Below are 22195 nucleotides of genomic sequence, written 5' to 3' on the forward strand. Positions count from 1 at the left end.
TCGAGGTAGAGCGCCACGGTGGTCGTGCGCGGCATCGGGTCCACTCAGTGGCCGGCCTCCCGGCCGCGGTGCGGGGGTGGGCGGGGAGGTCGGACGCCCAACGGGCGGTGTAGAGGCGGTAGTCGGCCTCCAGGCCGCGCACGGTCTTCGGCTCGCTGACGTCCAGGCAGTGGATGGAGATGGCAGAGGCCACGATTGGGTCGTCCAGGCCGGGGCCGCGGCGGCGGCCGCGCAGGACGAGAGCGAGGTGGCGGCGGGCTTCGGCGAGCAGGTGCCGGCGGAAGCGGCCGCCTTCGTTCAGCACGAACACGGTCGCGGCGACGTCGAGGGCCGCCAGGGCGACGTCAACCACGGCGGCGACCCGGGCCCGGATCGCCACAGCCGCGGCGCGGGCGTACTCGAGGAGGGAGTTGATTACGTCGACGGCCACGTTGGAGGTGCGGATCGCGCTGGTCTTCCACTCCTTGCGCAGCTGCGCGAGCGGCCGGGTCTGCTGCTCGGGCGGCCGGGGACACCGTTCGCCGTCCGGCCGGACCATGGACTCCCCCTGTGCATGCCCTGCTTGCCCACCTGCACGAGGTGGGATTCGGCGCGGCACCTCGCCCACTCGGCATGGACGATCAGGGGCGTGAGGTCCTGACCTTCATGCCGGGAGATGTGGTCTGGCCCGACCGGTTCTCGCTGATGGAACCCGCTCGACAACTGGCACGCGTGGCACGGCTGATCCGGGACTTCCACGACGCCGTGCAGGACTTCACGCCGCCATCCGATGCGCGGTGGCAGACGCTGATCCCCGCTGAGGGCAGTGACATCATCGCCCATAACGACCTGGCCCCCTGGAACCTCGTGGTCGCAGACGAGGCGCGGTGGGCCTTCATCGACTGGGACGCTGCAGGTCCTGGCTCGGCCCTGTGGGATGTCGCATACGCGATTCACGGGTTCATCCCGCTGTCCGCGCATCCGGACTGGCAGAGCCCGGACGCGGCGGCCCGACTGCGAGTCTTCGCCGACGCCTACGGTCTCGCTGAGCCCGAACGTCGTCGGTTGGTCTCTCTACTGGGGCGCCGTACGCGTTCCATGCACGACTTCCTGCGCGACCAGGCAGCCCGAGGAACCCAGCCCTGGGCAAGGCTGTGGGCTGAAGGCCACGGCGACGCCTGGCGAAACGACGCCGAATACATCGAGCAACGCGAAGACCAGTGGATGCAGGCCCTGCTCGCTAGCTGAGGCACCAGTGCCCATGCCTGGCTCCCGGCGCTGAACGACATCTCGAACTGGATCACTCACCTGGGCATTCGCCGGACATTGAAGCGACGGCCTTCGCTTAGAGAGCATCTGATCGGCGTTCACGCGGATGTGTGTGGGATGTCCGTTTCAATTCGCCAGGTTGGTACGGATTCTCCGGTCAGTTCGCGCGACATTTTGTTAGCCATCGCCCACGGGATCATCGCCCGTGATCGTTCGGGCAGGGCTTCGTAGTCCCGGGCCAGGCGGCGGTGCTGCATCAGCCAGCCGAAGGTCCGCTCGATCATCCACCGTTTCGGCAGCGGCTCGAACCCTTTGGCCCCGGACCGTTGCACCACCTCGACGTCCGGGATGTGCCGCGGCCAGGTCGTCCAGCAGGAGTTTGCCGCCGGTGGTGTCGTGCACGTTGGCGGCGGTGACCGGGACGGCCAGCACCAGGCCGAGCGTGTCTGTGATCAGGTGACGCTTGCGTCCTTTGATCTTCTGGCCGGCGTCGATGCCCTGGCTGGTCCCGGCGACATGTGCCGAGGTCTTCACACTCTGCGCGTCCACCACGGCCGCGGTCGGCTCCGCACGACGGCCATGCAATCGGCGGGCCTTCTCGCGTAACAGGTCGTGGCCTGCTGGGTGGTGCCGTCGGCTTCCCACTTCGCGTAGTAGTCGTAGACGGTCTTGTGCGGCGGGAAGTCGTGCGGCAGGTACTCCCACGTGATGCCGGTGCGGTTGACGTAGAGGAGAGCGTTCACGATCTCTCGCAAGTGGTGCACCCGGGCTGCCGTTCCGGGCCCGTTCCGTCTCGCCCGCCAAGCGTTGAAGACCGGTTCGATCAAGACCCAGCGGGCGTCGGAACGTCACTGCGGTACGACGACGAACACTCACGCCTCATCCATCGACCGCCAACACCACCAGTAACAAAACCATCCCAGAACACCAACCACCTAGATCAAATGCTCTCTAACCTCGGGCTTTCACGAGCAGTGTCGACTACCGCTTGCCGAGCGACGCGAGAAGTGCTCCTGAACTGCAACGATGAGACCTGCGGAGGGTCCTGGCCGTTGCTGTCGAAGGAGCACTTTGCAGGTGAAGACCGCATGTCCGCGTCCAGCGCCACGGGTGAAGTCGGACGGGTGGGGTGCTACTGGTCGAGACAGTCCGCCGTACGGGCCCGCATCAGGCGATAATGATCGTTAGCTGCCTGTGCGTATCACTTGGGGAGTCTTGTGAGTCTGAGTCCGCGCGAGGTGTTTCTCCAGCTTGTTCATGGGGTCGCCGACGGGAACTTAAGCGAGTTGCCTGACTTGTATGGCGAGGTCACCGATGTCCGGCATCCGATGGCGACACCGGAGTCCGAGCCGTTGACGAGTCGGCGTGCGCTCCGGGAGCACTTCACGGTGCCGCCGGAAGGTCGGGAGTCCTTACCGAAGAGGAGCGTCGTCGATGTCGTCGTTCACGAGACCGCCGATCCTGAAGTGATCGTCGCCGAGTTCGCCTACCAGTTCACGTTGCCGGACGACTCCATGGCCAAGGTGCCCTGCATCTTCGTCATGCGTGTGCGGGACGGTCGGATCATCGAGTCACGCGACTACATCGACCCGATCCGTACGTACACGGCACGCGGGGATCTTGACCGCCTCATCGCGTCGTTGCGCAAGGCCGTTTCCTGACCGCGCGCCTTCACGTGGCACCGTCCGATAGGTGATCAGAAACGCGGAGAGTGCTCTTGACCTGCAACGATGGGACTTGACTAGGGTCCAGGTCGTCGCGTGAAAGAAGCACTCTCCAGGTGAAGAAGCGTATCGGGTCCCACCCGCGTGTCCGTACCCAAGGTGGGGGTCGTGGGGTCGTCTCCCAGGCCGGCGGTGTGCTGCTGGTGGAGAGAATCCGCAAGACCGGCCTGGGCAGGGCGATATCGGCGGCGTTGGCGCCGTGGCGCAAAGCGCGGGCGGTGCATGATCCGGGCAAGGTCCTGCTTGATGTGGCGCTCGCCCTCGCGCTGGGCGGGAACTGCCTGGCGGATGTGGGCTTGCTTCGGGCCGAGCCTGCGGTGTTCGGGCCGGTGGCCTCCGATCCGACGGTGTCCCGGTTGATCGACACCCTCGCGTCGGGCGGGGATCGGGCCCTGACGGCGATCCGTACCGCCCTGACCGAAGTACGTGGACATGTCTGGACGTTGGCCGGTCAGACAGCTCGGGATGCCGACGGGCAGGTGACCGTGGACCTGGACGGTGTGCTCGTCATCGCACACTCCGAGAAGCAGGATGCGGCCGCGACCTGGAAGAAGACCTTCGGGCACCACCCGCTGACGGGGTTCGTCGACCACGGCCAGGGCGGGTCCGGCGAACCCGTGGCCGGTCCGCTGCGGCCGGGCGACGCGGGAAGCAACATGCGGCAGACCACATCAAAGCGGCCGGACTCGCCCTGAGGCAGCTGCCGAAGAAGTACCGCCGTGGACGGCGGACGCTCATCCGCACCGACTCGGGCGGGGGCACCCACGAGTTCGTCAACTGGCTGTCCGCGCGCGGCCGGTGGCTGTCCTACTCGGTCGGCATGACCATCACCGAAGCCATCCATCAGACCGTCTTGAAGGTTCCCGCCCCGGCCTGGACGGTGGCCGTCGAACCCGGCGGCCAGATCCGCGACGGCGCCTGGGTGGCCGAACTCGACGGAGACTGCCTGAAAGGCTGGCCCGAGGGGATGCGGCTGATCGTCCGCAGGGAACGCCCGCACCCCGGCGCCCAGCTGCGCTCCATCGACGCCGACGGCATGCGCTTGACCTGTTTCGCCACGAACACCAAGAACGTCGCGATCGCCGCGCTGGAACTGCGTCACCGCCAGCGCGCCCGTGCCGAAGACCGCATCCGCGCCGCCCGCGCCACCGGCCTGCGTAATCTCCCGCTTCCTGACATGGCGCAGAACCGGATCTGGCTGGAGATCGTCCAGATCCTGGACCTGCTCGCCTGGATGCCGATGCTCACCCTGACCGGCAAGCCCCGCCTCTGGGAGCCCCGCCGCCTGCGGTTGCGGCTGTTCTCCACCGCCACCCAGTTGGTCACCACAGGCCGCCGCCGCATCCTCCGCCTCGCCCACCCACTGGCCATGGAGCGGTGTGATCACCGAGGCCCTGCCCCGGCTCGAAGCCCTGCCGAACCCCGGCTGACCAGCGCGTTCCCTTCCCTGCGAGCAACACCACCCCGCCGGAGCCGTGGCACCCGGCGCCCACCCGACGCGACAGCCGGGCCCTCGCGCTGCCCACCATCAGCCCAACACGCCGAGACGGGACGCCAGTTAGGCCGACGAGCCGTCATGAAATGCCGAGGCTAAGACCCACTACCGGCCCGCCGTCAACCCACACCACCACCGGATTTAACGAAATACGGTAATGATCGTGGTGGTCTCACTGACCGCCGTCCGCCTCGTACTGTCCCGCGCCCAGAGCCGACGGAGCACGCGCGGATCGAGCACCTACAGCCTGAGCGCCGGCGTCCTCGGTCCGATCCTCATGGTCGCCGGTTTAACCACCAACAGGATTCCACTGATCAGCGCGACGGCGATGCTCACCTTCACCTGGCTGTCGATCACCTGGGCTCCGCTTGCCACCGCGTCCACGGCACCTCGGGAACCGTACGCGCCTCGCCGTTCCGAGCTGGATCCGTTCAAGCCGGTGATCGACCAGATGCTGCTGGCTGATCTGGATGCGCCGAGGAAGCAGCGTCACACGGTGGTCCGGATCTATCGCCGGTTGATCAACGAGCACGCGACGGACGACGTGTCCTACCAGGTCGTGCGCGCCTACGTCGCCAAGGGAAAGCCGGAGATTCGGGTCGAGGCCGGCCGTGGCCCGGCGCAGGTGATCATCGAGCAGTCGCACCTGGCCGGCGCCGAAGCCGAGGTCTACTTCGGCGAGAGCGGTCCGTTTGCGGGGCGAGCTGGTGAAGTGCCATTTGTTCTGCCTGCGGTTGTCGTTCTCCGGGAAGGCGGTGCACCGGGTGTTCGCCTCCGGCGGTCAGGAGGCGTTCTTCGAGGGCCACGAGCACGCTTTCAGAGTGCTGGGCGGCGTGCCCTTCGGCAAGATCCGGTATGCCAACCTGAAGGCTGCGGTCGCGTCGGTGCTCGGCTTCACGCGGCGCCGGGTCGAGACCGACCGGCCGACGCCGTCTCCGGCCTCGACTCCCTCATACGCCCCTACGGGTCTCAGGGATGCGCGGGCGTGCCGCCACGGGCTTCGGCGATCGCTCCCGTGACGTAACCGGCAAGAGGGGAAGCCAGTCGTCAGGGCACCGTCCTGACGCGGCCTTTCACGAAACTGCGGTCGGAGCCCCCGCATACCGCAGCTTGGCGGAGCCAAAGGCGCCTCCCCGTACGACCCTTGGGAGCTCTACCTCAGCCAACCTGCCCCGTCGGCCGCACCGTGATGTGGTTGATGTCCACACCCGTGGGCTGGTTGATGGCGAACACAATGGTGTCCGCGATCTGCTCGGCGGTCATCGTGGCGGCTGCCTCGGGGGTGCCGCCACGGGCGTGCCAGAAGGGGGTGTCCACGATGCCGGGGGCGACAACGGTGACGCCGATTCCGTCCTGGCCGACCAGGAGGCGGGTGTTCTCGGCGAGGGCGTGGGCGGCCCACTTGGTGACGGAGTAGAGGTTGCCGGGGGTGTGGCGGACGCCGGCGACCGAGCCGATGATCACGATTCGGCCCTTGGAGGTCCTCAGGTGGGGCAGGGTCTCTTTGATCAGCAGGGCGGGGCCCAGGACGTTGGTGAGGATCATGGCGCGCATGTCCTCAGGGGCGTGGATCTCCAGGTTGCCGGGCAGGGAGAAACCAGCGTTGGCTATGACGTTGTCCAGCTGGCCCCAGGTGTCCAGCACGTGGCGGACGGAGGCGGCGACGTCGTCCGCTTCGCTGGCGTCGCCGGTGATCGTCAGCAGCCGCCCGCCCGCCCCCGCGGTGGTGGCGAAGGCGGCCAGTTTGCCCACGTCGCGTCCGGTGACGGCCACGCGGTGGCCCTGCTTGAGCAGGACGCGGGCGGTGGCGGCGCCGATTCCGGTCGAGCCACCGGTGATCAGCGTAACGGGTTCCATGGGACGGCCTCCTCGGCGACGGGGTCATGGGGGCAAAGCGCCTGCACTCTACCCAGCGATCTTCGACGCTCGCTCCCGGCTTTCCCCGACGGCTCCGCTCCTGACGGTGGATCAGGAGTCAGTAGTGCTTCGTCAGGTTCTCGCTCTGTCTCTGCCTGTGGTTAGGGGGTGGCCGCAGGTGGTGCAGGTGCCGTCCCAGCACCGCAGCAGGTCCTGTAGCGCGTCGAGGACGTGGTAGATGCTCAGGCTGTGATGCGGGCTTTGGGGTCGTAGCGCCTCAGAGTGAGAAAAGCCTGCGCGGCGGTGACGTGATGGTGCCAGCCCCGCCAGGTGCGGCCTTCGAAGTGGTCCAGGCCCAGGCCGGGTTTGAGCTCGCGGTAGTCGTGCTCGATGCCCCATCGCATCTTCGCCTGGCGCACCAGATCGGCGATTGGGGTGGTGGCGGGCAGGTTGCTCATCCAGTAGCCGGAGGGCTCGCTCGTTGGCTGCCTTTGGCCGTTAGACCAGCAGAGTCCGCAGCGGAGTCATGACGCGGGACGCCGTCCGGCCATCTATGCGGCTCAGACGTCCAGGGCCACCGCTTCGGCGGTCAGGTAGGTGATCAGCCCGTCGGCATTGACGGTAGCCTGCTCGATCCCGCTCCTGGCCGTCAGCTGACCATCGGGCGTACGCCCCGCTACGAGGAAGCGGACGTCGAGCCCTTCGTCGTCGAGCACCGTGGTGTTCCAGAAGTGCTTGCCCTCGCCCGCGTTCGAGTAGAAGCGCCGGTAGAACTCCGTGATCGCGGGCAGGCTGGTCACCGGTTCGAAGTCTTCGAGCTGCACGATGGCGTCCGCAGCGAAGAACGATCCGAGCTCCTCGAGTACCGCAGGCTCATCCACCACGGGGTCGATGAGCGTGATGTAGCGGTCTACCACTGTCTCTGTCGTGTGGGTCATCACATTGCCTCCGTGGTTTCTGGAATGCGCCGGGCATGCCCGGGCTGTTCATCCTCTTCTGGCTACCTGACTGGTTCGTGGCGTCGGCCAGTCGCGTGCCACGTGCGTGCCGCGGGCTCGCGCCGGTGGTGGTCAGGGTGCGGCGATGTCGATGGACTTCTCCTTGAACTTGCCGACGAGCAGGGACTGCATCGCGCGTTTGCCGACCGGGCGGCTGGTCAGCTTCTGGGTGAGGTGGCGCAGGGCGATGTCGCGGCGGGTCTGGGGGACGAACATCGTCAGGCCGTGCGTGCGGCCGGTCTTCTGCTGGACGGCCATGAAGGGCCGCAGTCGCTGCTCCCATTCGCGCAGCGCCCGGGAGGGCGCCCCCGAGCTGTGGAGGCGGTACGTCGCCCTCCTCCTGGACGGTCTGCGCCACGACCGCGACCGCCCCACTCCCCTGCCCCACCGCGCGCTCGACAAGGACGAGTTCGACCAGACCATGCCGTGAGGACGGCGGTGTGGAGGCGGCGGAGTACCCGGGGGTGGGTGCGCGCCCCCGACCATGTACGGCTGGTCGACGGCGTCGACTACAACCATGTCGTCACCGAGCAGCTGAGCGGTCACCGCAGTCGGCGGTCCGTGAGGTTCCTCGGCGAGCGCCGACCTTCGGGGTGGTTCTTGCGAAGCAGGTGGTAAGGCGCAGGACTTCGAGGAAGCCGAGGGCACCACCTGCCACGCAGCGCCCTGCCGCCCTCCTCGGCCATGCGGTCGGTGAGGGCGGCGGGGCGGCGCGCGGGTGGTGCTTACAGTGCGTGGAGCTGGGTGAGGAGCTGGAGGGTGTCGGAGTTGAGCCAGTACTCGACGAACCTGCCGTCCTTGATGCGCAGGGTGTCGGTGCCGGTGAAGGTGACGGTCGTGCCGGGCTGGGCCTTGGCGCCGGGGAAGCCGCCGGCGTAGGTGCCGGTGGCCGTCCAGCGCACGGAGGCGCGGTGTCCGGCTATCAGGGGGCCGGTCTGGAGGGAGAAGCGCAGGTCGGGGAAGGCGGCGCGGGTCTGGGAGATCCAGGCCACCAGGCCGTCCGCGCCTCGGATGCTGCTGCCGTCGCCGCCGTCGAGGAGGGCGGCGTGAACGGTGAAGTCCGGGGAGATGATGCCGGGCGCCTGGGTGTAGTCACCGTTCCACAGGCGTAGCCACGCGTCGAGCATCGCCTTCGGGTTCTTGGCGGCCGCCCGGTGACCCGGGGAGGTGACCGAGTGCGCGGGTGGGGCGGCGGACGAGGTGGATGCTGCGGCCGTTGTGGCGCTGACGGCCAGCGCGACCATGGCGGCGGGGAGGAGCAGGCGGATCCGGGTGCGGGCGGTGGCGGCCATGATGGTTCCTCGCATATCAGTGTGAGTGGGAAGCAGCGGTGGGCTGTGATGTCAGTCGGTGCAGGTGGTGCCGGGGGCGGCGACCGCCGGGGTGGCGAAGGTGGCCGCGGCGACGAGGGCGGTGCTCAGAGTCCGCCGGACGTAGGTCCGCAGTCCGGGCCTGGGCATGACGGGATGCTCCTGAAAGTGTTCGCGCCGTGACGAGGCGCGGGGGATACGGGGACAGCCGGGCGGGCGGCCGGGAGCGGCCCTCGGGGACCCGTGTGTGCGGGCTTCCGCGTGCTGCGTCAGGCGTGCAGGACGATCTTTCCGGCGACGGTGCCGGACTCGGCCAGCCGCATCGCCTCGGCGGCCTGGGTCAGGGGCAGTTCGGCGGCGATCTGGGCGGTGATCTCGCCGCGGCGCAGGGCTTCGAAGACCTCGCTGAGGTCGTTGCGCAGCCGGACCTGGAAACGGCCGCGGTTCAGGGCGCGCCCGGCCCAGACGTTGAAGAAGTAGGCGCGGCGGCGGTTGGGCAGCGTGTTCCACAGCCAGACCCGGCCGAGCAGCTTGAGGACGGGCCACTGCTTGGAGCCCTCGTCGTCGCGGGTGGAGGCGCTGCCGTAGGAGACGAGCGTGCCGCCGGGTGCGAGAAGGCGCCAGGAGTCGACGATGCCGCGGCCGCCGACGTGGTCGAAGACGGCGTCCACGCCGTCCGGGGCGAGTTCACGGACGCGGGCCGGGAGGTTCTCGGTACGGTAGTCGACCGGCGTCACTCCCTGTTCCCGCAGGGCGGCGTGGTGACGTGAGGAGGCTGTGCCGATCACCTTCACGCCCGCGGCCTGCGCGAACTGGACCAGGACCGAGCCCACTCCCCCGTTGGCGCCGTGCACCAAGATGGTCTGCCCGGCGCGCACGCGGGCCTTGCGGTGCAGCATCTGCCAGGCGGTGATGCCGTTGATCACCACGGTCTCCGCCTCCGCCGCGCCGACCCCGTCCGGGACCGGTACCAGGTCGGCGGCGTCGACGACCACGTGACTGGCCCAGCCGCCGACCTTCAGCAGCGCGGCCACCCGGGTGCCGACCAGACCCGCATCGACACCCTCGCCGGTCGCCGCCACGGTGCCGACCATGTCGTAGCCGGGGACGAACGGGAAGGGCGGCTGGTCGTAGTAGCGGCCGCGGCGCATCTGCTGCTCCGCGAAGGAGACCCCGGTGGCTTCCATGCGGACGACGACCTGGCCTGGGCCGGCGGTCGGGACGGCGCCGTGGCGCACTTGCAGTCCCTCCGGCTCGACCTTGCCCGGCAGCACGACCTCGACCATCGCTGCGACGCTCATGACGACCTCCCTCGACTCCACCAGCTCTGTTAGTGGCTGGCGTGTTCGTTAGAAGTTATAACGCGACCGCAGAGTGACAGTCAAGAGCGTTCGTAATAGGGTCTAACTCAGGGCGAGCGGCCAGCTGCGCATCCGGCTCCTGGGAGCCGGCGAACACCCAGGGAAGGAACGGGCACATGACCGTCGCGAGCAAGGAGACCCCCCGCGAGCGCTACCGCGCACAGGTACGGGCCGAGATCAAGGAACGGGCCTGGGAGCAGATCGCCGCCGCCGGGGCACCGGGGCTGTCCCTGAACGCCATCGCCAAACAGATGGGCATGAGCGGCCCCGCGCTCTACCGGTACTTCGCCAGCCGGGACGAACTCATCACCGAACTGATCCGGGACGCCTACCGCAGCCTCGCCGACACCATCCACACCGCCGCCGCGTCAGACGCCGATCTCGCCGGACTCGGGCGCGCGCTGCGTACCTGGGCGCTGGACGACCCGCAACGCTACTTCCTCATCTACGGCACACCGGTCCCCGGCTACCACGCACCCGACGACATCACCATGATCGCCTCCGAGATCATGGACGCTCTCCTCGACGCCGCCCAGCCGGCCGCCGGCCCTGCCACGACCGCAGTGGAGGAGACTCCGCTCGAATCCCACCTCGCCGGACACCGGCAGTGGGCAGGTGACCACCCCGCTTCCCCAGCGGCCCTGCGCCTCGCCCTGCACTTCTGGACCCGCCTGCACGGCGCCCTCTCTTTGGAACTGGCAGGCCACTTCACCGGCATGGGATTCGACCCGGTCGAGCTGTACGAGGACGAACTACGGCGCCTGGCGCGGTGACAGCACGGCCCGGAGTGTCGGCACGTCGCTTGCCCTCGAGTACGAACCTGTTCTCCTCGACCAGCGACGTCGGACGTGGTCGTTGCGTCAGCCCGTGCCGGCCGTGGCCGTCGCCGTGGACAGCCCAGCCTTGCCCGCCGAAAGATGGCACACCTACGCGGCATTGGCGTCCGCGACGCCGGGCTGGGGAGGCTACACCGGCCGGACAGCCTCGGCGGCCGGCCGGCGCGCTTTTCTGTCAACCACACCCATTCCTGCCGCCCACGGGTGTGAACTGTCCAGAGCGGGAAGAAAGTCGGCAGGAGCCGGGAGAGCGGGGAGGGCCTGTGGGGAGCGAGATCTCGGACAGCTTCCGGTACAGCATCACGCACACCTACGTCACTCGGCACGTCGGTGACAGCACACAGACAGCGACATTGGTCAACGCGGAGGTGGGCAGCCTCGACCGGTTCGCCGAGCGACCGAGCGAGATGAGCGCATTCTGCGAGCACTGCGACGCACGGCTGCGGATCGCACTCCGGTGCACGGCCGGCTGTAGGTGAAGTCCTTGCGTCCGCCCCGGGTCTCCCAGATGCCCTCGTCGGGGCGGTCCCAGGAGTCGGCGAGCCAGTCGAGGGTGCGGGTCAGGCCCTTCCACCCGTGGTAGCCCGCCTGTTCGCCGATGTGGCGGCCCTCGGCCAGGGCGTAGAGGGCCTCGCCGTAGATGTCGAGCTGGAGTTGGTCGGAGGCGGCGTTGCCGGCCCGGATCGGGTAGGAGCCGCGGTAGCCCTCGAAGTGCTCCAGGATCTCCTCGGTCAGATGCGGGTCGCCGTCGACCCGGTACATGATCTGAAGGGGTTCGTCGTCCGGTCCCTCGCGGGCCCGCAGACGGTCGCCGAGCCAGTGGGTGAAGCGGGTCGCCTCCTCCACGAAACCGAGGTCGAGCAGCGCCCGCACCGAGAGGGAGCCGTCCCGGACCCACGTGTAGCGGTAGTCCCAGTTGCGCTCGCCGCCGACCTGCTCGGGCAGTCCCATGGTGGCGGCGGCGACCGGCGCGCCGCTGGGGGCGTAGGTGAGGAGCTTGATGCCGGTCCGTCGGAGTCGGGTCCGGCAGGACCGGCATGTGATCGACGATCTCGCCGACTCCGTCGGGGGACATGAACCGGCTCACCACGACGGCGCTGTCCGGGTAGTAGAGCTGCTTCCAGGTGCCCTCGGGATGATCGGGCGCGAGGAGGAAATGACCGCCACCGTCATGGTCCAGCAGGGCGGCGAAGACACTCGGCGAGTCGAAGCGCGGTGCCGCGAACCAGTCGATCACGCACTGGGACGAGACCAGGGCCGCGGTCTGCAGATCCCCGACAAGTCCGTGATCGGCGATGGGCGGGTAGCGTTCCATGGAGTTCTCCCTGCTGGTCGCCCCGTCAGGCCGCTTGAGCCGCTACTCGTCCCGTACGGACGGCGTCGACGAGTGCCTGGTGGTCCTTCTCGTTCTGGTCTGCGTAACGCTCGGCGAAGGTCACCAGCGCTCGGTCGAAGGAGTCGCCCCCGCCCAGGTACGCGGCGATGGCGATCCGGTCGCCCGACCGCGCGTGCGCGCGGGCCAGCGTGGCGCCGCACAGCTCGCCGAAGGTCCGCATTCCGGCCGGCACCATCGCCTCCGGTTCGGCGATGCCCTTCCAGTCCCGCAACTGCCGTACGTAGAAGTCACGTCGGCGACCGTCGATCCCCTCGACCCGCTCCCAGCCGAGGAAGATGTCACTGGTGGCCTGCATGAGCCGCTGGCCGGAGACCACGCGCTCGCCCTGCGTTGCGTAGCCGCCGGCTCCGGCGAAGGGCGCCAGCACCGACTGGTCGGCCTCCTTCGCCTGCAGCAGCAGCGGATCCTGGTCGTCCCGACCGAGCAGGAGCACGATCCAGCAGCGGGTGCCCACGCTGCCGACCCCGACCACCTTGCGGGCCATGTCGGCCACCCGGTACTGCTCCAGAAGGGAGCGCCGGTCCGACTGCAGACTGCGGCCGTACCGTTCGATCAGCCGGTGGATCTCCTTCTCCAGCGCGTCGCGGTCGACGCCCTGAAGCAGGTCCTGGAGCGGGGTGATCAGCGGCGGAACCGGGGCGATGCGGACCTGACCGTCGACGATGTGGGTGAGCTTGCCGAAGGCCTGGAGACCGTCCCGGCTGCGTGCCTTGGTCACCGCCTGCGACCACCGGTCGCGGCCCCGTGCGCTCAGTTCCGCGCCGAAGTGTTCCCGCACCCACGTCTCGTCGAACTGGGCGTACCACACGGCGAGGTTGCCCTCCTTGGCGAAGCGTCGCATCCACTCGCGGTAGGAGCGCACCGTCGCCCGGACGATGCGGGCCCGCTCCTTGGTACTGAAGCCGTTCGCCCGGCCCGCGATGACCAAACTCGTGGACAGGCGCTTGACGTCCCACTCCCACGGGCCGGGCAGCGTCTCGTCGAAGTCGTTGATGTCGAACATCATGCGGCGCTCGGGCGAGGCCAGCAGCCGGAAGTTCAGCAGGTGCGCGTCCCCGCACAACTGCGCCCTGATCCCGGACACGGGGGTGTCGGCGAGGTCCCCGGCCATGATGGCGGCGGCACCGCGGTAGAAGCGGAACGGCGACTCGGTCATCCGGCCGTAGCGGATCGGTACGAGTTCGGGAACCCGCGTCGCGGACTGCGCGTCGATGACGTCCACCGGGTCGGACCGTTTCACCGTGGGCGCGAACTCGGCGTGGCTGGAGCGGGGCACGGCCGACCGGGCGGCCTTGCCGCGTTGGGCTCGCTCCTGAGGTGTGCGGTGCCGAATTTGGCCGCTGTCCGCATGGTTCGGTGTCATTGAAGTCGCTCCGCGATGTGGTCGCCGACGCGCAGGGCGTTGGCGATGGCGGTCAACGAAGGGTTGACCGCTCCGATGCTCGGGAAGAAGCTCGTGTCGAGGACGTAGAGGTTGTCGAGGTCATGGGCCTTGCAGTTGACGTCCAGCGCGGAGCTCTCGGGGTCGTTGCCGAAGCGGACGGTGCCCGCCTGATGCGCGGTGGCGCCGATGGGCATGCCCTTGTGCAGGTAGATGCTGTGCGACAGCAGATGGTGTTCGTGCATGCCCAAGTGGCTGAGCATGCCCTGCAGTTTGTGCCGCAGGTGCTTCAGGCCGGCGATGTTGTTCTTCTCGTCGAGCGCCAGATGGATGCCGCCGTCCCGGTCCAGGGTGACGCGGTTCTCGGCGAGGGGCAGATCCTCTCCGCACAGCCAGAAGTCGACCGCGCGGGGGGCGAGCACCTCGAAGGGCATGTCGGGGGTGACGGCCCCGGCCCAGCGGGGCGCCTCGCCGTGGATCTGCTCGGAGTCGGACTTGCCCAGCATCTGGATGCCGCCGAGGGGGTAGTCCCAGTCGTCGGATCCCGGATACCAGTCGTGCAGCGCCAGGGTTTTCTGGAACTTGGTGTCGTTGGGTTCCTTGGACACGGCCATCAGCGCGAGGTTGTTGTGCCGCATGTAGTGCCGGCCCACCACGTCCGAGCTGTTGCCCAGGCCCTGCGGATGCCGGTCGTTGGCCGAACGCAGCAGCAGGGCGGCCGAGTTGACCGCACCACAGGCGACGACCACGACGTCGGCACTGAACTCCGCGGTGGTGGCGTCCCCGTCCCCCACGGTCGCGACGACCGACGTGACACTGCGACCGGTCCCGTCGGTGTCGAGGCGTCGCACGTCCGCGTGCGTGACCATCTCGACGTTGGCGTCTTCGAGGGCGGGATCGACGCAGATGACCTGTGCGTCGGACTTGGCGCCGACCAGGCAGGGGAAGCCGTCGACCCGGTCGCAGCGGATGCAGACGCTGGTGTGTGTGGCCCGGCCCCGGTCGTCCTGGGTGAGGTTCACCCCGATCGGGAGGTGGAAGGGGTGCAGTCCCTGCTTCTCCAGATCGTGACTGAGCTGCTGGATGCGCGGCTCGTGCTGGCCCGGCGGGTGGGCGTACTGGGCGCTGGTGGGGCCCCCGGACGGGTCATCACCGTGCCGGCCGTGGACGAGATAGAGGTGTTCGGCCTGCGTGTAGTGCGGCTCGAGCTCCTCGTAGCTCAGTGGCCAGGCCGGGGAGATGCCGTCGTGGTGCCGGAGTTCGCCGAAGTCCTCGGGGCGCATTCGGAAAAGTGCGGCGCCGTAGAACTTGGTGTTGCCGCCCACGTAGTAATTGACCTCGGGCGGAAACTGGTTCCCGTTCTTGTCGTACCAGAATTCCGGAGCGCGGTATTTTCCTTTGACGAAGACCGCGGTGGATTCCCAGTTGGCGCGTTCTCGGGGCAGATAGCCGCCGCGTTCGAGGAGGAGTATCCGTTTTCCGGTGGGGGCCAGGCGGTGGGCGATGGTGCCGCCGCCCGCACCGGTACCGATGATGATGACGTCGTAGTGCAATGCGTCGGTCATGCCGGCCACCGTCCTCGGAGCATGCTCCGGTCCCGCCGGGTGAAAAGGGCTCCTGATCCACTACCAACGTATCCCCGGGTTACTTTTCCGGCGAGTTGCGCCGATCGGGTGATCCAAGACGTCGGGCCACGGCGGGTTCCTGGGCGATGACCGCACCGACGGTGATGGAGACGGCCACCACGACGCAGAGTCCGATCAGCCACGACAGCACGGTGAAGACCGCGCCGAGCGACCCGTACCGGTCAAGGCTGCGGTTGAGCGCGGCCGGCACGTAGAACTTCGCGATCACCGACAGCACGGTCAGCGCGACCCCGGTGAGGACCGCCCCGGGAAGCAGCGGCATCCAGGGAAGGCGACCGGCCAGGAGCAGGTGCTGGGTCCACCACCACACGGCCACCTCCACGGTCAGCAGGAGCGGCACGCCCAGCCACAGTCCGGCGCCGAATCCCTCCCGCAACGGCCCCTGCAGAACGACGACGCCAAGCCAGACCGCGATCCACACAGGCCATCTCCACGCGGCGACACGGGCGCCCGCACTCGGCAACCGCCAGGCCCGCTGGCACAACCGCTGCATCGCGCGGCTGCAGGCGGTCGCGGAGAGCAGCACCATCAGTGCGCTGACGACCCCGGTGCTCTGCTGCAGATCGGCGGGGTTGGCCTGGTAGACCTTCTTCAGCTCGTGGTCGACGGCGCCGTGGATGCCGAAAAGGTCGTGCACGGAGTCGATGATCTGGTTGCGCAGGCCCTGTGGGGCGAGAGCGGCGACCAGGAAGAGCAGGGGTACGGCGGTCAGGAAGGCCTGGGCCGCCAGCCGCGTCGCGGAGTCCAGCAGGTTCACCGCGATCAGGTGGGCGGTGAGGCGGGTGATCACCGGGAAGCGCTCCTCGGCGGTGGCGCGCAGCCTCAGCAGCCGGGCCTTCGGATCCGCCGCCCGTTCGCGCCAACTGCTCTTCCCGCCGTCCGCGGACGAGCCGGATTCTCTGTCTGCGCGCATGCTGCTCCCGCTGTCCGGTCCGGGCGTCACGACCGGGGCGTGACCGCCTCACCAGAGTGCCGCCCCGGGCGGCCGACGACGCCCGCGGCGCGGGCACGACTGTGCCGTACGGGTGAGGAGGGTGGTGGCGGCGTCTCCGGGTGGCCTCGGGCTGAGTCCGGCTGCGGACATGGCCGGCGGGCCACAGGACCGGACAGTCGCCGTCTGGTGGGCAGAGCGTCCACCAGCTGACCGCCTGATTCCTGGGACGCCGGGCGATCGCTCGTCTGCCGTCTGCCGTCTGCCGTCACAGGATCGCGAGGGGGTTGACCGGGGAGCCGGTGGCCGTCGGCAGCCGGAGAGGGGCGATCACACACAGGAACGTCCAGCGGCCCTCCCCCGCGCAGATCGGTGCGAGGTCCTCGAACTGCAGGTAGTCGAGCAGATGCAGTCGCATCGCGTGGACGGCGAGTACGTGCACGGGGAACGCGACCCCCTCCACCGGACTGGGGCCGTGTCGCTGTTGCCGTCACTGCCGAGTACGGCCGCCTCTCGCTCGGCCAGGAACTCCATGCCGGTCGGGTGCAGTCCGGCACGGGCGTCGGACACGTCCCAGGGGCCGAGCTCCTCACGGCGTCGGCTGTGTCCGACCCGTACGAGGACGATGTCGCCCCGGCCCACCCGGACCTCCTGCCGCGCCTCGGCCGCGGCAAGGTCCTCCGCTGTCACGCTCGTTCCGGGTTCGAGCCAGGGCACGCCGTGCAACCGGGGAACGTCGAGCAGGACCCCGCGCCTGACGATGCCGTCGCGGACCAGGTCGACGGAGAGCGCGCTCGCTCCGGCCGGGGACAGGGCGTCCGCCGCCGGTGCACTGCCGTGCAGGGTGCCGTCGTAGATGGCGTGGCACAGCGCGTCCAGGTGGCTGTTCACATCACCGTGGATGTTCATGGCGAAGCGGTCCCGCGCGAATTCCAGGCCTTTCGCCGCAGGTTCGGCGTCTGCCAGGCTGCGAGCGACACCGTACGTCCCGACCGCACCTCGCGGACGGCCGCCCGCACCTGTTCCCCGGCCGAGGGTGGACACGACCGCGACCAGCGGCCTGACGACCAGCACCAGAAAGGCGGCGAGGCCGAGCGCGGGCAGCGACACATGGCGCAGTGAGTGCGGGGTGACGGTGGCCGAGATGGAGACGAAGAGCAGGCCGAGGATCAGGCTGACCAGGGTCTCGAAGAACGGCCGGCGTGCGGGTGCGCCCGTGCCGGGCAGGTTGGCGACGGCCAGGCCCATCACCACGGCGGCGATGAGTGCCGTGTCGTCCCGCAGCACATCGCACAGCGCCGCCACACCGATCACCGCGGCCAGTTGCGCTGTGGTGCCGAGGACCTCGCCGAGCCGCAGTACCCGGAACAACGGCCACAGCAAGGCCGCCCCGACGGCTCCTCCGGCCGCTCCGACACCCACGCTGGCCAGGAACTGTGCCGTTCCGCTGCCGAGGTGGTGGTCCGGGCTCGCCACGACCGCGTGGAAGACCAGTGCTCCCAGTACGCCACCGACCGGGTCGATGAGGGAGCCCTCCCAGATCAGGATGTGCTGGAGACGGTCCTTAGGTCGCACAAAGCTGAGGAGCGGTCCTACGACCGTCGGTCCCGAGACCACGAGGATCGCGCCGGTCATGATGGCCGCACGTCGGGACATTCCCAGCAGGGGCGCGGCGAGGAGCGTGCCGAGCAACCAGGTGATCAGGACACCGATCCAGAGCAGCCGGACGACGACGCGGCGGGTGTGGCCCTTCAGCCTCGCCAGATTCAGCCCGAGGCCCGCATCGTAGAGGATCACGGCGACGGCCAGCGACACCAGCGGTGAGAACGCCGCCCCGAGCAGCTGCTCGGGATCGACGTCGTCGATCAGCGCGCCCGCGGCGAAGCCGACCGGCAGCAGCAGAATGAGGGCAGGGATGCGCAGGCGGCCGGCCAGGACCTGGGGCCCGACGGCCAGGACGAGGATCAGGCCCACGTCGATGAGCACCTTGTTGGTTGTCACAAGGGGGCCTTTCGACGCGTGATGGACGAGTCGGTGCTCTTGCCATGGATCAGGTCGGAGACCCTGCTCACCGGCGCCGAGGCGGACGAGCAACAGGCTGCGGTCGCTACAGGTTGTCCCCCGCTGCTCGGACGGCCCCGGTGTCGGCGTCGGTCAGCTCCTCCAGCTCGCCCATCGTGTCGAGCCGGTAGAGCACTACCAGCGCTGGACCGACCAGGACGATCGCGATGGCGGTGACGATCACCAGCCAGCGCAGGGTGGGGGCGGCGCCCGCCGCTTCGGCCACCGTCAGCGAGGTGGGCAGCGCATAGGGCCGCTGCGCGCAGCCCCAGGCGCCGACGGTCAGGGCGACACTCGCCACCGAGGTGTAGCGAGTCCAGCCGTAGGACCGGCGCAGCAGAAACAGCACCGTCGTCAGCCCGCAGACCGCGGCCAGGATGATCAGCAGCAGGCCCAGGCCCCCGGTGAGGCCGTCCCAGACGTACCGGGCGTCGTCGTGGGTGACGGGCAGGGCGATGAGCGCGAGGACCACCACGGCGGCGAAGGCGATCAGCGCCCGTACGCGGAAGTAGTCGACGAGATCGTGCGCGCCGAACCGCAGGGCGTCGGAGCAGAGGAAGACCGCCCCGAGGAACGCGGTGGCCGCGATGGCCAGCAGGCCCGTGAGGACGGAGGTTCCATTGGCCCAGGCGTCCGCGGAGGCGGTCGTACCGACCTTGACCCGGCCCGAGGCGATGCCGCCGAGCACTGCCCCCAGGAAGAACGGCGTCACCAGTGACGAGACGGCGAACATCGCCCCGTAGATCCGTCGTTGGGCCAGGCGTCGGGTCGGCTTGCGCAGGGCGAACCCGGCGCCGCGGAGCACGAGGCCGACGGCGGCGAGGGCGAGCGGCAGCCACAGAGCGGAGAAGACGGCCTGGAAGACTGTCGGGAAGCCGGTCCACATGATGACCAGGACGAAGATCAACCAGACGTTGTTGACCTCCCAGACCGGTGTCATGGCGTGGTCGATGAGCCGGCGGGGCCGTTTGCCGCGCTCCGCGCCCCCGGCCAGGAGGTCCCAGAACCCCGCGCCGTAGTCGGTGCCTCCGGCGCAGGCGTAGGCGGCGATCGCGAGCACCAGTACCCATGCGATGAACTCGGCCATCACGACGCACCGCCGGATGTGTGGCCGGACCCGCCGTCGGGCGCGGCCCCGGTGGCTGCGGGCTCGGGCTCGCTTCGGGGCCCGTACGGGGTGTCGGCCTCCGGGGGAAGATCGGCGCGGGCGGCGGTCGAGCCCTCGTCGGCGATGCGCCATCGGGTGCGCATCTTCAGGACGACGGCGAGGAAGGCGCCGAACACCAGCACGTACACGGCCATGACGATGCCGAGCAGGGTCCAGAGCCCCGAGGCATGCGTACTGGTCACCGCCTCCGAGACCCGCATGTGGTTGTAGACGATCCAGGGCTGACGGCCGACCTCCGTGGTGATCCACCCGCACTCCACGGTGACCAGGCAGGAGACGCCCGCCAACGCGGCGCAGCGGTAGAACCAGCGGCCGCCGGGGTTGTCCCGGTGCCGCCACCAGGACCAGGCGTACCAGAGCGCGAGCAGGATGAGCAGGCTGCCGATGGTGACCATGATGTCGAAGGCCCAGTGGGCGATGGTGGCCTGGACGGCGGTGGGACGGTCGGCGGCCGGCACCGAGGTCAGTCCCGTCACCTGTGTGCTGGGCTTGAAGCCCGCGAGGATCGAGTCCAGTTGGGGGATCTTGAGTCCGCCGGAGATCGTCCCGTCACTGCTCAGCCGTCCGAACATGTACTCGGGCACATGGGTGTCGGTCTTCCAGACGATCTCCGTCGCGGCGAACTTGATCGGCTGCTTGTGGAACACGGCGCGAGCGGCGGAGTCGCCGAGCATGAACTGGACCGGTGTGAGGATCGCGGCCACCGTGAACGGCAGCGTGAATCCGAGCCGGTGGTATCGGTCTCGGCGCCCGCGCAGCCAGCCGACCGCGTACACACCGGCGACCACGTAGGCGGCGGTCAGGAGCATCGCTACGACGAAGTGCCAGTACTCCGGGCCGAAGATCGGTGTAAAGATCGCCTGCCGTACGTCGACGTGGATCGGCTTGCCCTGGGGGTCGAGGCTGAAGCCCTGGGGGGTGTTCATCCAGGAGTTGGCCGCGATGATGCCGAACGCGCCCATGAGGGCGGCCAGCGGCAGCGGTACGGCCAGCCAGAAGTGCGTCCAGGGCTTGAGCCGGCGCCAGCCGTAGAGGTAGATCGCGATCAGTACGGCCTCCAGGAAGAACGCCCACGCCTCGACGCCGAACCCGAGGCCGAAGACGTCGCCCCAGCGGCCCATCATGCCGGGCCACAGCAGGCCGAACTCGAAGGACAGCACGGTGCCGGTGATGATGCCGATGGCGAACTGCACGGCCATCACCGCCGACCAACGCCGGGCGAGCAGGAGGGCGACGGGATCGTTGCGACGCAGCCCCCGATGGTGCATCAGCAGGGTGATGAACGGCAGTGCCACACCGAACGGGACCAGCAGGATGTGTGAGGCCAGAGTGAAGGCCATCAGCTCGCGGGCCGGCAGGAGTTGGTCCGGCGTGTTCGCGAGAAGGACCGCAGTGCGGAACATGTGCGCCTCGGAGGTCTGCCCCGTATGAGCAGGCGGGGCTGGGGAAGGAGGGGTTCATTGAGGGGGTGGCCCGGCGGCCGGAGCGTCGGGGTCGGTCAGGGTGAAGGCGCGTTCGCGGCGCGAGCCGGTGGCGAAGGCGACGGACCAGCTGAGCACCGCTCCCAGCCTGCTGCGGAAGCCGGTAAGGAAGGCCAGGTGGATGAAGAGCCAGACGAGCCAGCCGATGAATCCCGAGAGATGCAGCGGGCCGGCCTTGACCACGGCCCGGCCGCGGGCGATGTAGGCGGCGCTGCCGAGATCCACGTACGTGAAGGGCTTCGGTTTCTTGGTCCTGCCTTCGACCTGATGTCGCACCGTCCGGCCCGCGTAGGCGCCGGACTGCATGGCGACCTCGGCCAGGCCCGGCAGATGGTTCAGGCTCATCACGTCGCCGGTGACCCGGATCTCCGGATGGCCCGGCACGGTGAGGTCGGGTTCGACCAGGATGCGTCCGGCCCGGTCCTGTTCGGCACCGGTCGCCCGGGCCAGGGCGGCCGCGATCGGCGGCGCTTCGACGCCCGCCGTCCACAGCACGGTGCGCGCGCCGAACCAGGTCGCCTTGCCGTCGTGATCTCGTACCGTCAGGCCGTGCGCGTCGATGTCGGTGACCTTCGTGCCCAGGTGGAGCTCCACACCGAGCCCCCGCAGGGTTCGGGCCGCGCGGTGGGCCAGTGCCGGGCCGAACGCGCCCAGTACGGCGTCGGACCCTTCGAAGAGCAGCACCCGTGCCTGGGCGGAGTCGATCTTCTGGAACTCCCGGTCGAGGGTGTGGCCGGCGATCTCCCGGATCTGTCCCGCGAGTTCCACACCGGTCGGCCCACCACCGACGAGCGCGAAGGTGAGCCACCGCTCCCGTTCCCGGTCGTTCGCCGCCGTTTCGGCCATCTCGAACGCCCGGTAGATCCGTCGGCGGATCTCGAGTGCGTCGTCCAGGGTCTTCATACCGGGGGCGTGCGCGGCGAACTCGTTGTGCCCGAAGTAGGACTGGCGCATCCCCACCGCGAGGATCAGTTCGTCGTACGGCAGCACGAGGACTCCGCCGTCGGGTCGCCGGGCGTGGACCAGCCGGGCGCCGGCATCCACGTCGGTGGCCTCGGCGAGCACGCACCTCACGTTGTGGTGGCGCCGCAGGACCCCGCGCAGCGGCTGGGCGATCTGGCCCTCGGAGAGGATTCCGGAGGCGCACTGGTAGAGCAGTGGCTGGAAGAGGTGGTGGGCGCGGCGGTCGACCACGGTCACCGCGACCGGTGACTTCCGCAGGGCACGGGCGGCGAACAGCCCGGCGAACCCCCCGCCGAGGATCACCACCCGGCGGGGCGTGATGTGATCCTGCACCGGAGC

17 protein-coding genes and 4 pseudogenes are annotated in these 22195 nt (G+C 69.1%); 6 read left to right on the forward strand and 15 right to left on the reverse strand.

Annotation, left to right across the window (positions count from 1 at the left end; all coding sequences use genetic code 11):
* Window positions 1-549 precede the first annotated feature (549 nt).
* A complete protein-coding gene (locus tag ACIRP7_RS19890; protein WP_403660896.1) occupies window positions 550-1227 on the forward strand; it encodes a phosphotransferase enzyme family protein in 678 nt (225 codons plus the stop codon).
* A gap of 119 nt (window positions 1228-1346) precedes the next feature.
* On the opposite strand, the pseudogene ACIRP7_RS19895 reads toward ACIRP7_RS19890, so the two are convergent.
* A pseudogene (locus ACIRP7_RS19895) lies at window positions 1347-2093 on the reverse strand (IS5 family transposase); the annotation flags it as partial.
* Between the two features lie 372 nt (window positions 2094-2465).
* Between ACIRP7_RS19895 and ACIRP7_RS19900 the strand changes: the two are divergent.
* The 3 genes and pseudogenes from ACIRP7_RS19900 (at window position 2466) to ACIRP7_RS19910 (ending at window position 5491) form a co-directional block, all read left to right on the forward strand.
* Window positions 2466-2909: a nuclear transport factor 2 family protein gene (locus ACIRP7_RS19900; RefSeq protein ID WP_403660899.1), complete on the forward strand. Its 444-nt coding sequence runs from the start codon at window positions 2466-2468 to the stop codon at window positions 2907-2909.
* 119 nt (window positions 2910-3028) lie between these two features.
* A pseudogene (locus ACIRP7_RS19905) lies at window positions 3029-4402 on the forward strand (IS1380 family transposase).
* 228 nt (window positions 4403-4630) lie between these two features.
* Window positions 4631-5491 (forward strand): hypothetical protein, encoded by an 861-nt coding sequence (locus ACIRP7_RS19910; RefSeq protein WP_403660902.1) that lies wholly within the window; start codon window positions 4631-4633, stop codon window positions 5489-5491.
* Between the two features lie 134 nt (window positions 5492-5625).
* On the opposite strand, the gene ACIRP7_RS19915 is transcribed toward ACIRP7_RS19910, so the two are convergent.
* The 4 genes and pseudogenes from ACIRP7_RS19915 to ACIRP7_RS19930 form a co-directional block, all read right to left on the reverse strand.
* On the reverse strand, window positions 5626-6324 hold the full coding sequence (locus tag ACIRP7_RS19915; protein WP_403660905.1) for an SDR family oxidoreductase: 699 nt from the start codon (window positions 6322-6324) through the stop codon (window positions 5626-5628).
* Window positions 6325-6566: 242 nt separating this feature from the next.
* Window positions 6567-6830: pseudogene (locus tag ACIRP7_RS19920) on the reverse strand (IS701 family transposase); the annotation flags it as partial.
* A gap of 54 nt (window positions 6831-6884) precedes the next feature.
* Window positions 6885-7262 carry an ethyl tert-butyl ether degradation protein EthD gene (locus tag ACIRP7_RS19925; protein WP_403660908.1) on the reverse strand — a complete coding sequence of 126 codons (378 nt, stop codon included), beginning with the start codon at window positions 7260-7262 and terminating at the stop codon, window positions 6885-6887.
* 132 nt (window positions 7263-7394) lie between these two features.
* Complete coding sequence (locus ACIRP7_RS19930; protein WP_403660911.1) at window positions 7395-7580, reverse strand: hypothetical protein; 186 nt, start codon at window positions 7578-7580, stop codon at window positions 7395-7397.
* Here ACIRP7_RS19930 and ACIRP7_RS19935 point away from each other — a divergent pair.
* Window positions 7579-7752 carry a hypothetical protein gene (locus ACIRP7_RS19935; protein ID WP_403660913.1) on the forward strand — a complete coding sequence of 58 codons (174 nt, stop codon included), beginning with the start codon at window positions 7579-7581 and terminating at the stop codon, window positions 7750-7752. The two genes, ACIRP7_RS19930 and ACIRP7_RS19935, sit on opposite strands and share 2 nt — an antisense overlap.
* A gap of 295 nt (window positions 7753-8047) precedes the next feature.
* Here ACIRP7_RS19935 and ACIRP7_RS19940 read toward each other — a convergent pair whose 3' ends face one another.
* The gene (locus tag ACIRP7_RS19940; protein WP_403660916.1) at window positions 8048-8614 is read right to left on the reverse strand and encodes an ester cyclase; all 567 of its coding nucleotides are present in this window, start codon (window positions 8612-8614) and stop codon (window positions 8048-8050) included.
* A gap of 287 nt (window positions 8615-8901) precedes the next feature.
* Window positions 8902-9933 carry a medium chain dehydrogenase/reductase family protein gene (locus tag ACIRP7_RS19945; protein WP_403660919.1) on the reverse strand — a complete coding sequence of 344 codons (1032 nt, stop codon included), beginning with the start codon at window positions 9931-9933 and terminating at the stop codon, window positions 8902-8904.
* A 176-nt stretch (window positions 9934-10109) separates the two neighbouring features.
* Between ACIRP7_RS19945 and ACIRP7_RS19950 the strand changes: the two genes are divergently transcribed.
* Window positions 10110-10766 carry a TetR/AcrR family transcriptional regulator gene (locus ACIRP7_RS19950; RefSeq protein WP_403660922.1) on the forward strand — a complete coding sequence of 219 codons (657 nt, stop codon included), beginning with the start codon at window positions 10110-10112 and terminating at the stop codon, window positions 10764-10766.
* Window positions 10767-11294: 528 nt separating this feature from the next.
* On the opposite strand, the pseudogene ACIRP7_RS19955 reads toward ACIRP7_RS19950, so the two are convergent.
* The 8 genes and pseudogenes from ACIRP7_RS19955 to ACIRP7_RS19990 form a co-directional block, all read right to left on the reverse strand.
* Window positions 11295-12144, reverse strand: a pseudogene (locus ACIRP7_RS19955) (glycoside hydrolase family 15 protein); the annotation flags it as partial.
* A 25-nt stretch (window positions 12145-12169) separates the two neighbouring features.
* Window positions 12170-13588, reverse strand: a complete 1419-nt coding sequence (locus tag ACIRP7_RS19960; protein WP_403660925.1) for a DUF2252 domain-containing protein — start codon at window positions 13586-13588, stop codon at window positions 12170-12172.
* A complete protein-coding gene (locus ACIRP7_RS19965) occupies window positions 13585-15171 on the reverse strand; it encodes a GMC oxidoreductase (RefSeq protein WP_403660928.1) in 1587 nt (528 codons plus the stop codon). Before ACIRP7_RS19965 ends, ACIRP7_RS19960 begins: the two co-directional genes overlap by 4 nt.
* Window positions 15172-15250: 79 nt before the next feature.
* Window positions 15251-16165, reverse strand: a complete 915-nt coding sequence (locus tag ACIRP7_RS19970; RefSeq protein ID WP_403660931.1) for a YhjD/YihY/BrkB family envelope integrity protein — start codon at window positions 16163-16165, stop codon at window positions 15251-15253.
* A 348-nt stretch (window positions 16166-16513) separates the two neighbouring features.
* A complete protein-coding gene (locus ACIRP7_RS19975; RefSeq protein WP_403660934.1) occupies window positions 16514-18184 on the reverse strand; it encodes a cation:proton antiporter in 1671 nt (556 codons plus the stop codon).
* A 106-nt stretch (window positions 18185-18290) separates the two neighbouring features.
* Window positions 18291-19331 carry a cytochrome d ubiquinol oxidase subunit II gene (locus ACIRP7_RS19980; RefSeq protein WP_403660937.1) on the reverse strand — a complete coding sequence of 347 codons (1041 nt, stop codon included), beginning with the start codon at window positions 19329-19331 and terminating at the stop codon, window positions 18291-18293.
* Window positions 19331-20815 carry a cytochrome ubiquinol oxidase subunit I gene (locus tag ACIRP7_RS19985; protein WP_403660940.1) on the reverse strand — a complete coding sequence of 495 codons (1485 nt, stop codon included), beginning with the start codon at window positions 20813-20815 and terminating at the stop codon, window positions 19331-19333. The genes ACIRP7_RS19980 and ACIRP7_RS19985 overlap by 1 nt, the downstream gene beginning before the upstream one ends.
* 54 nt (window positions 20816-20869) lie before the next feature.
* Window positions 20870-22189, reverse strand: coding sequence for an NAD(P)/FAD-dependent oxidoreductase (locus ACIRP7_RS19990; RefSeq protein WP_403660943.1), 1320 nt, complete (start codon window positions 22187-22189; stop codon window positions 20870-20872).
* Between the last annotated feature and the right edge of the window lie 6 nt (window positions 22190-22195).

It is taken from the genome of Streptomyces sp. NPDC102270, assembly GCF_044766405.1.
In the GTDB taxonomy this organism is placed as follows: domain Bacteria; phylum Actinomycetota; class Actinomycetes; order Streptomycetales; family Streptomycetaceae; genus Streptomyces.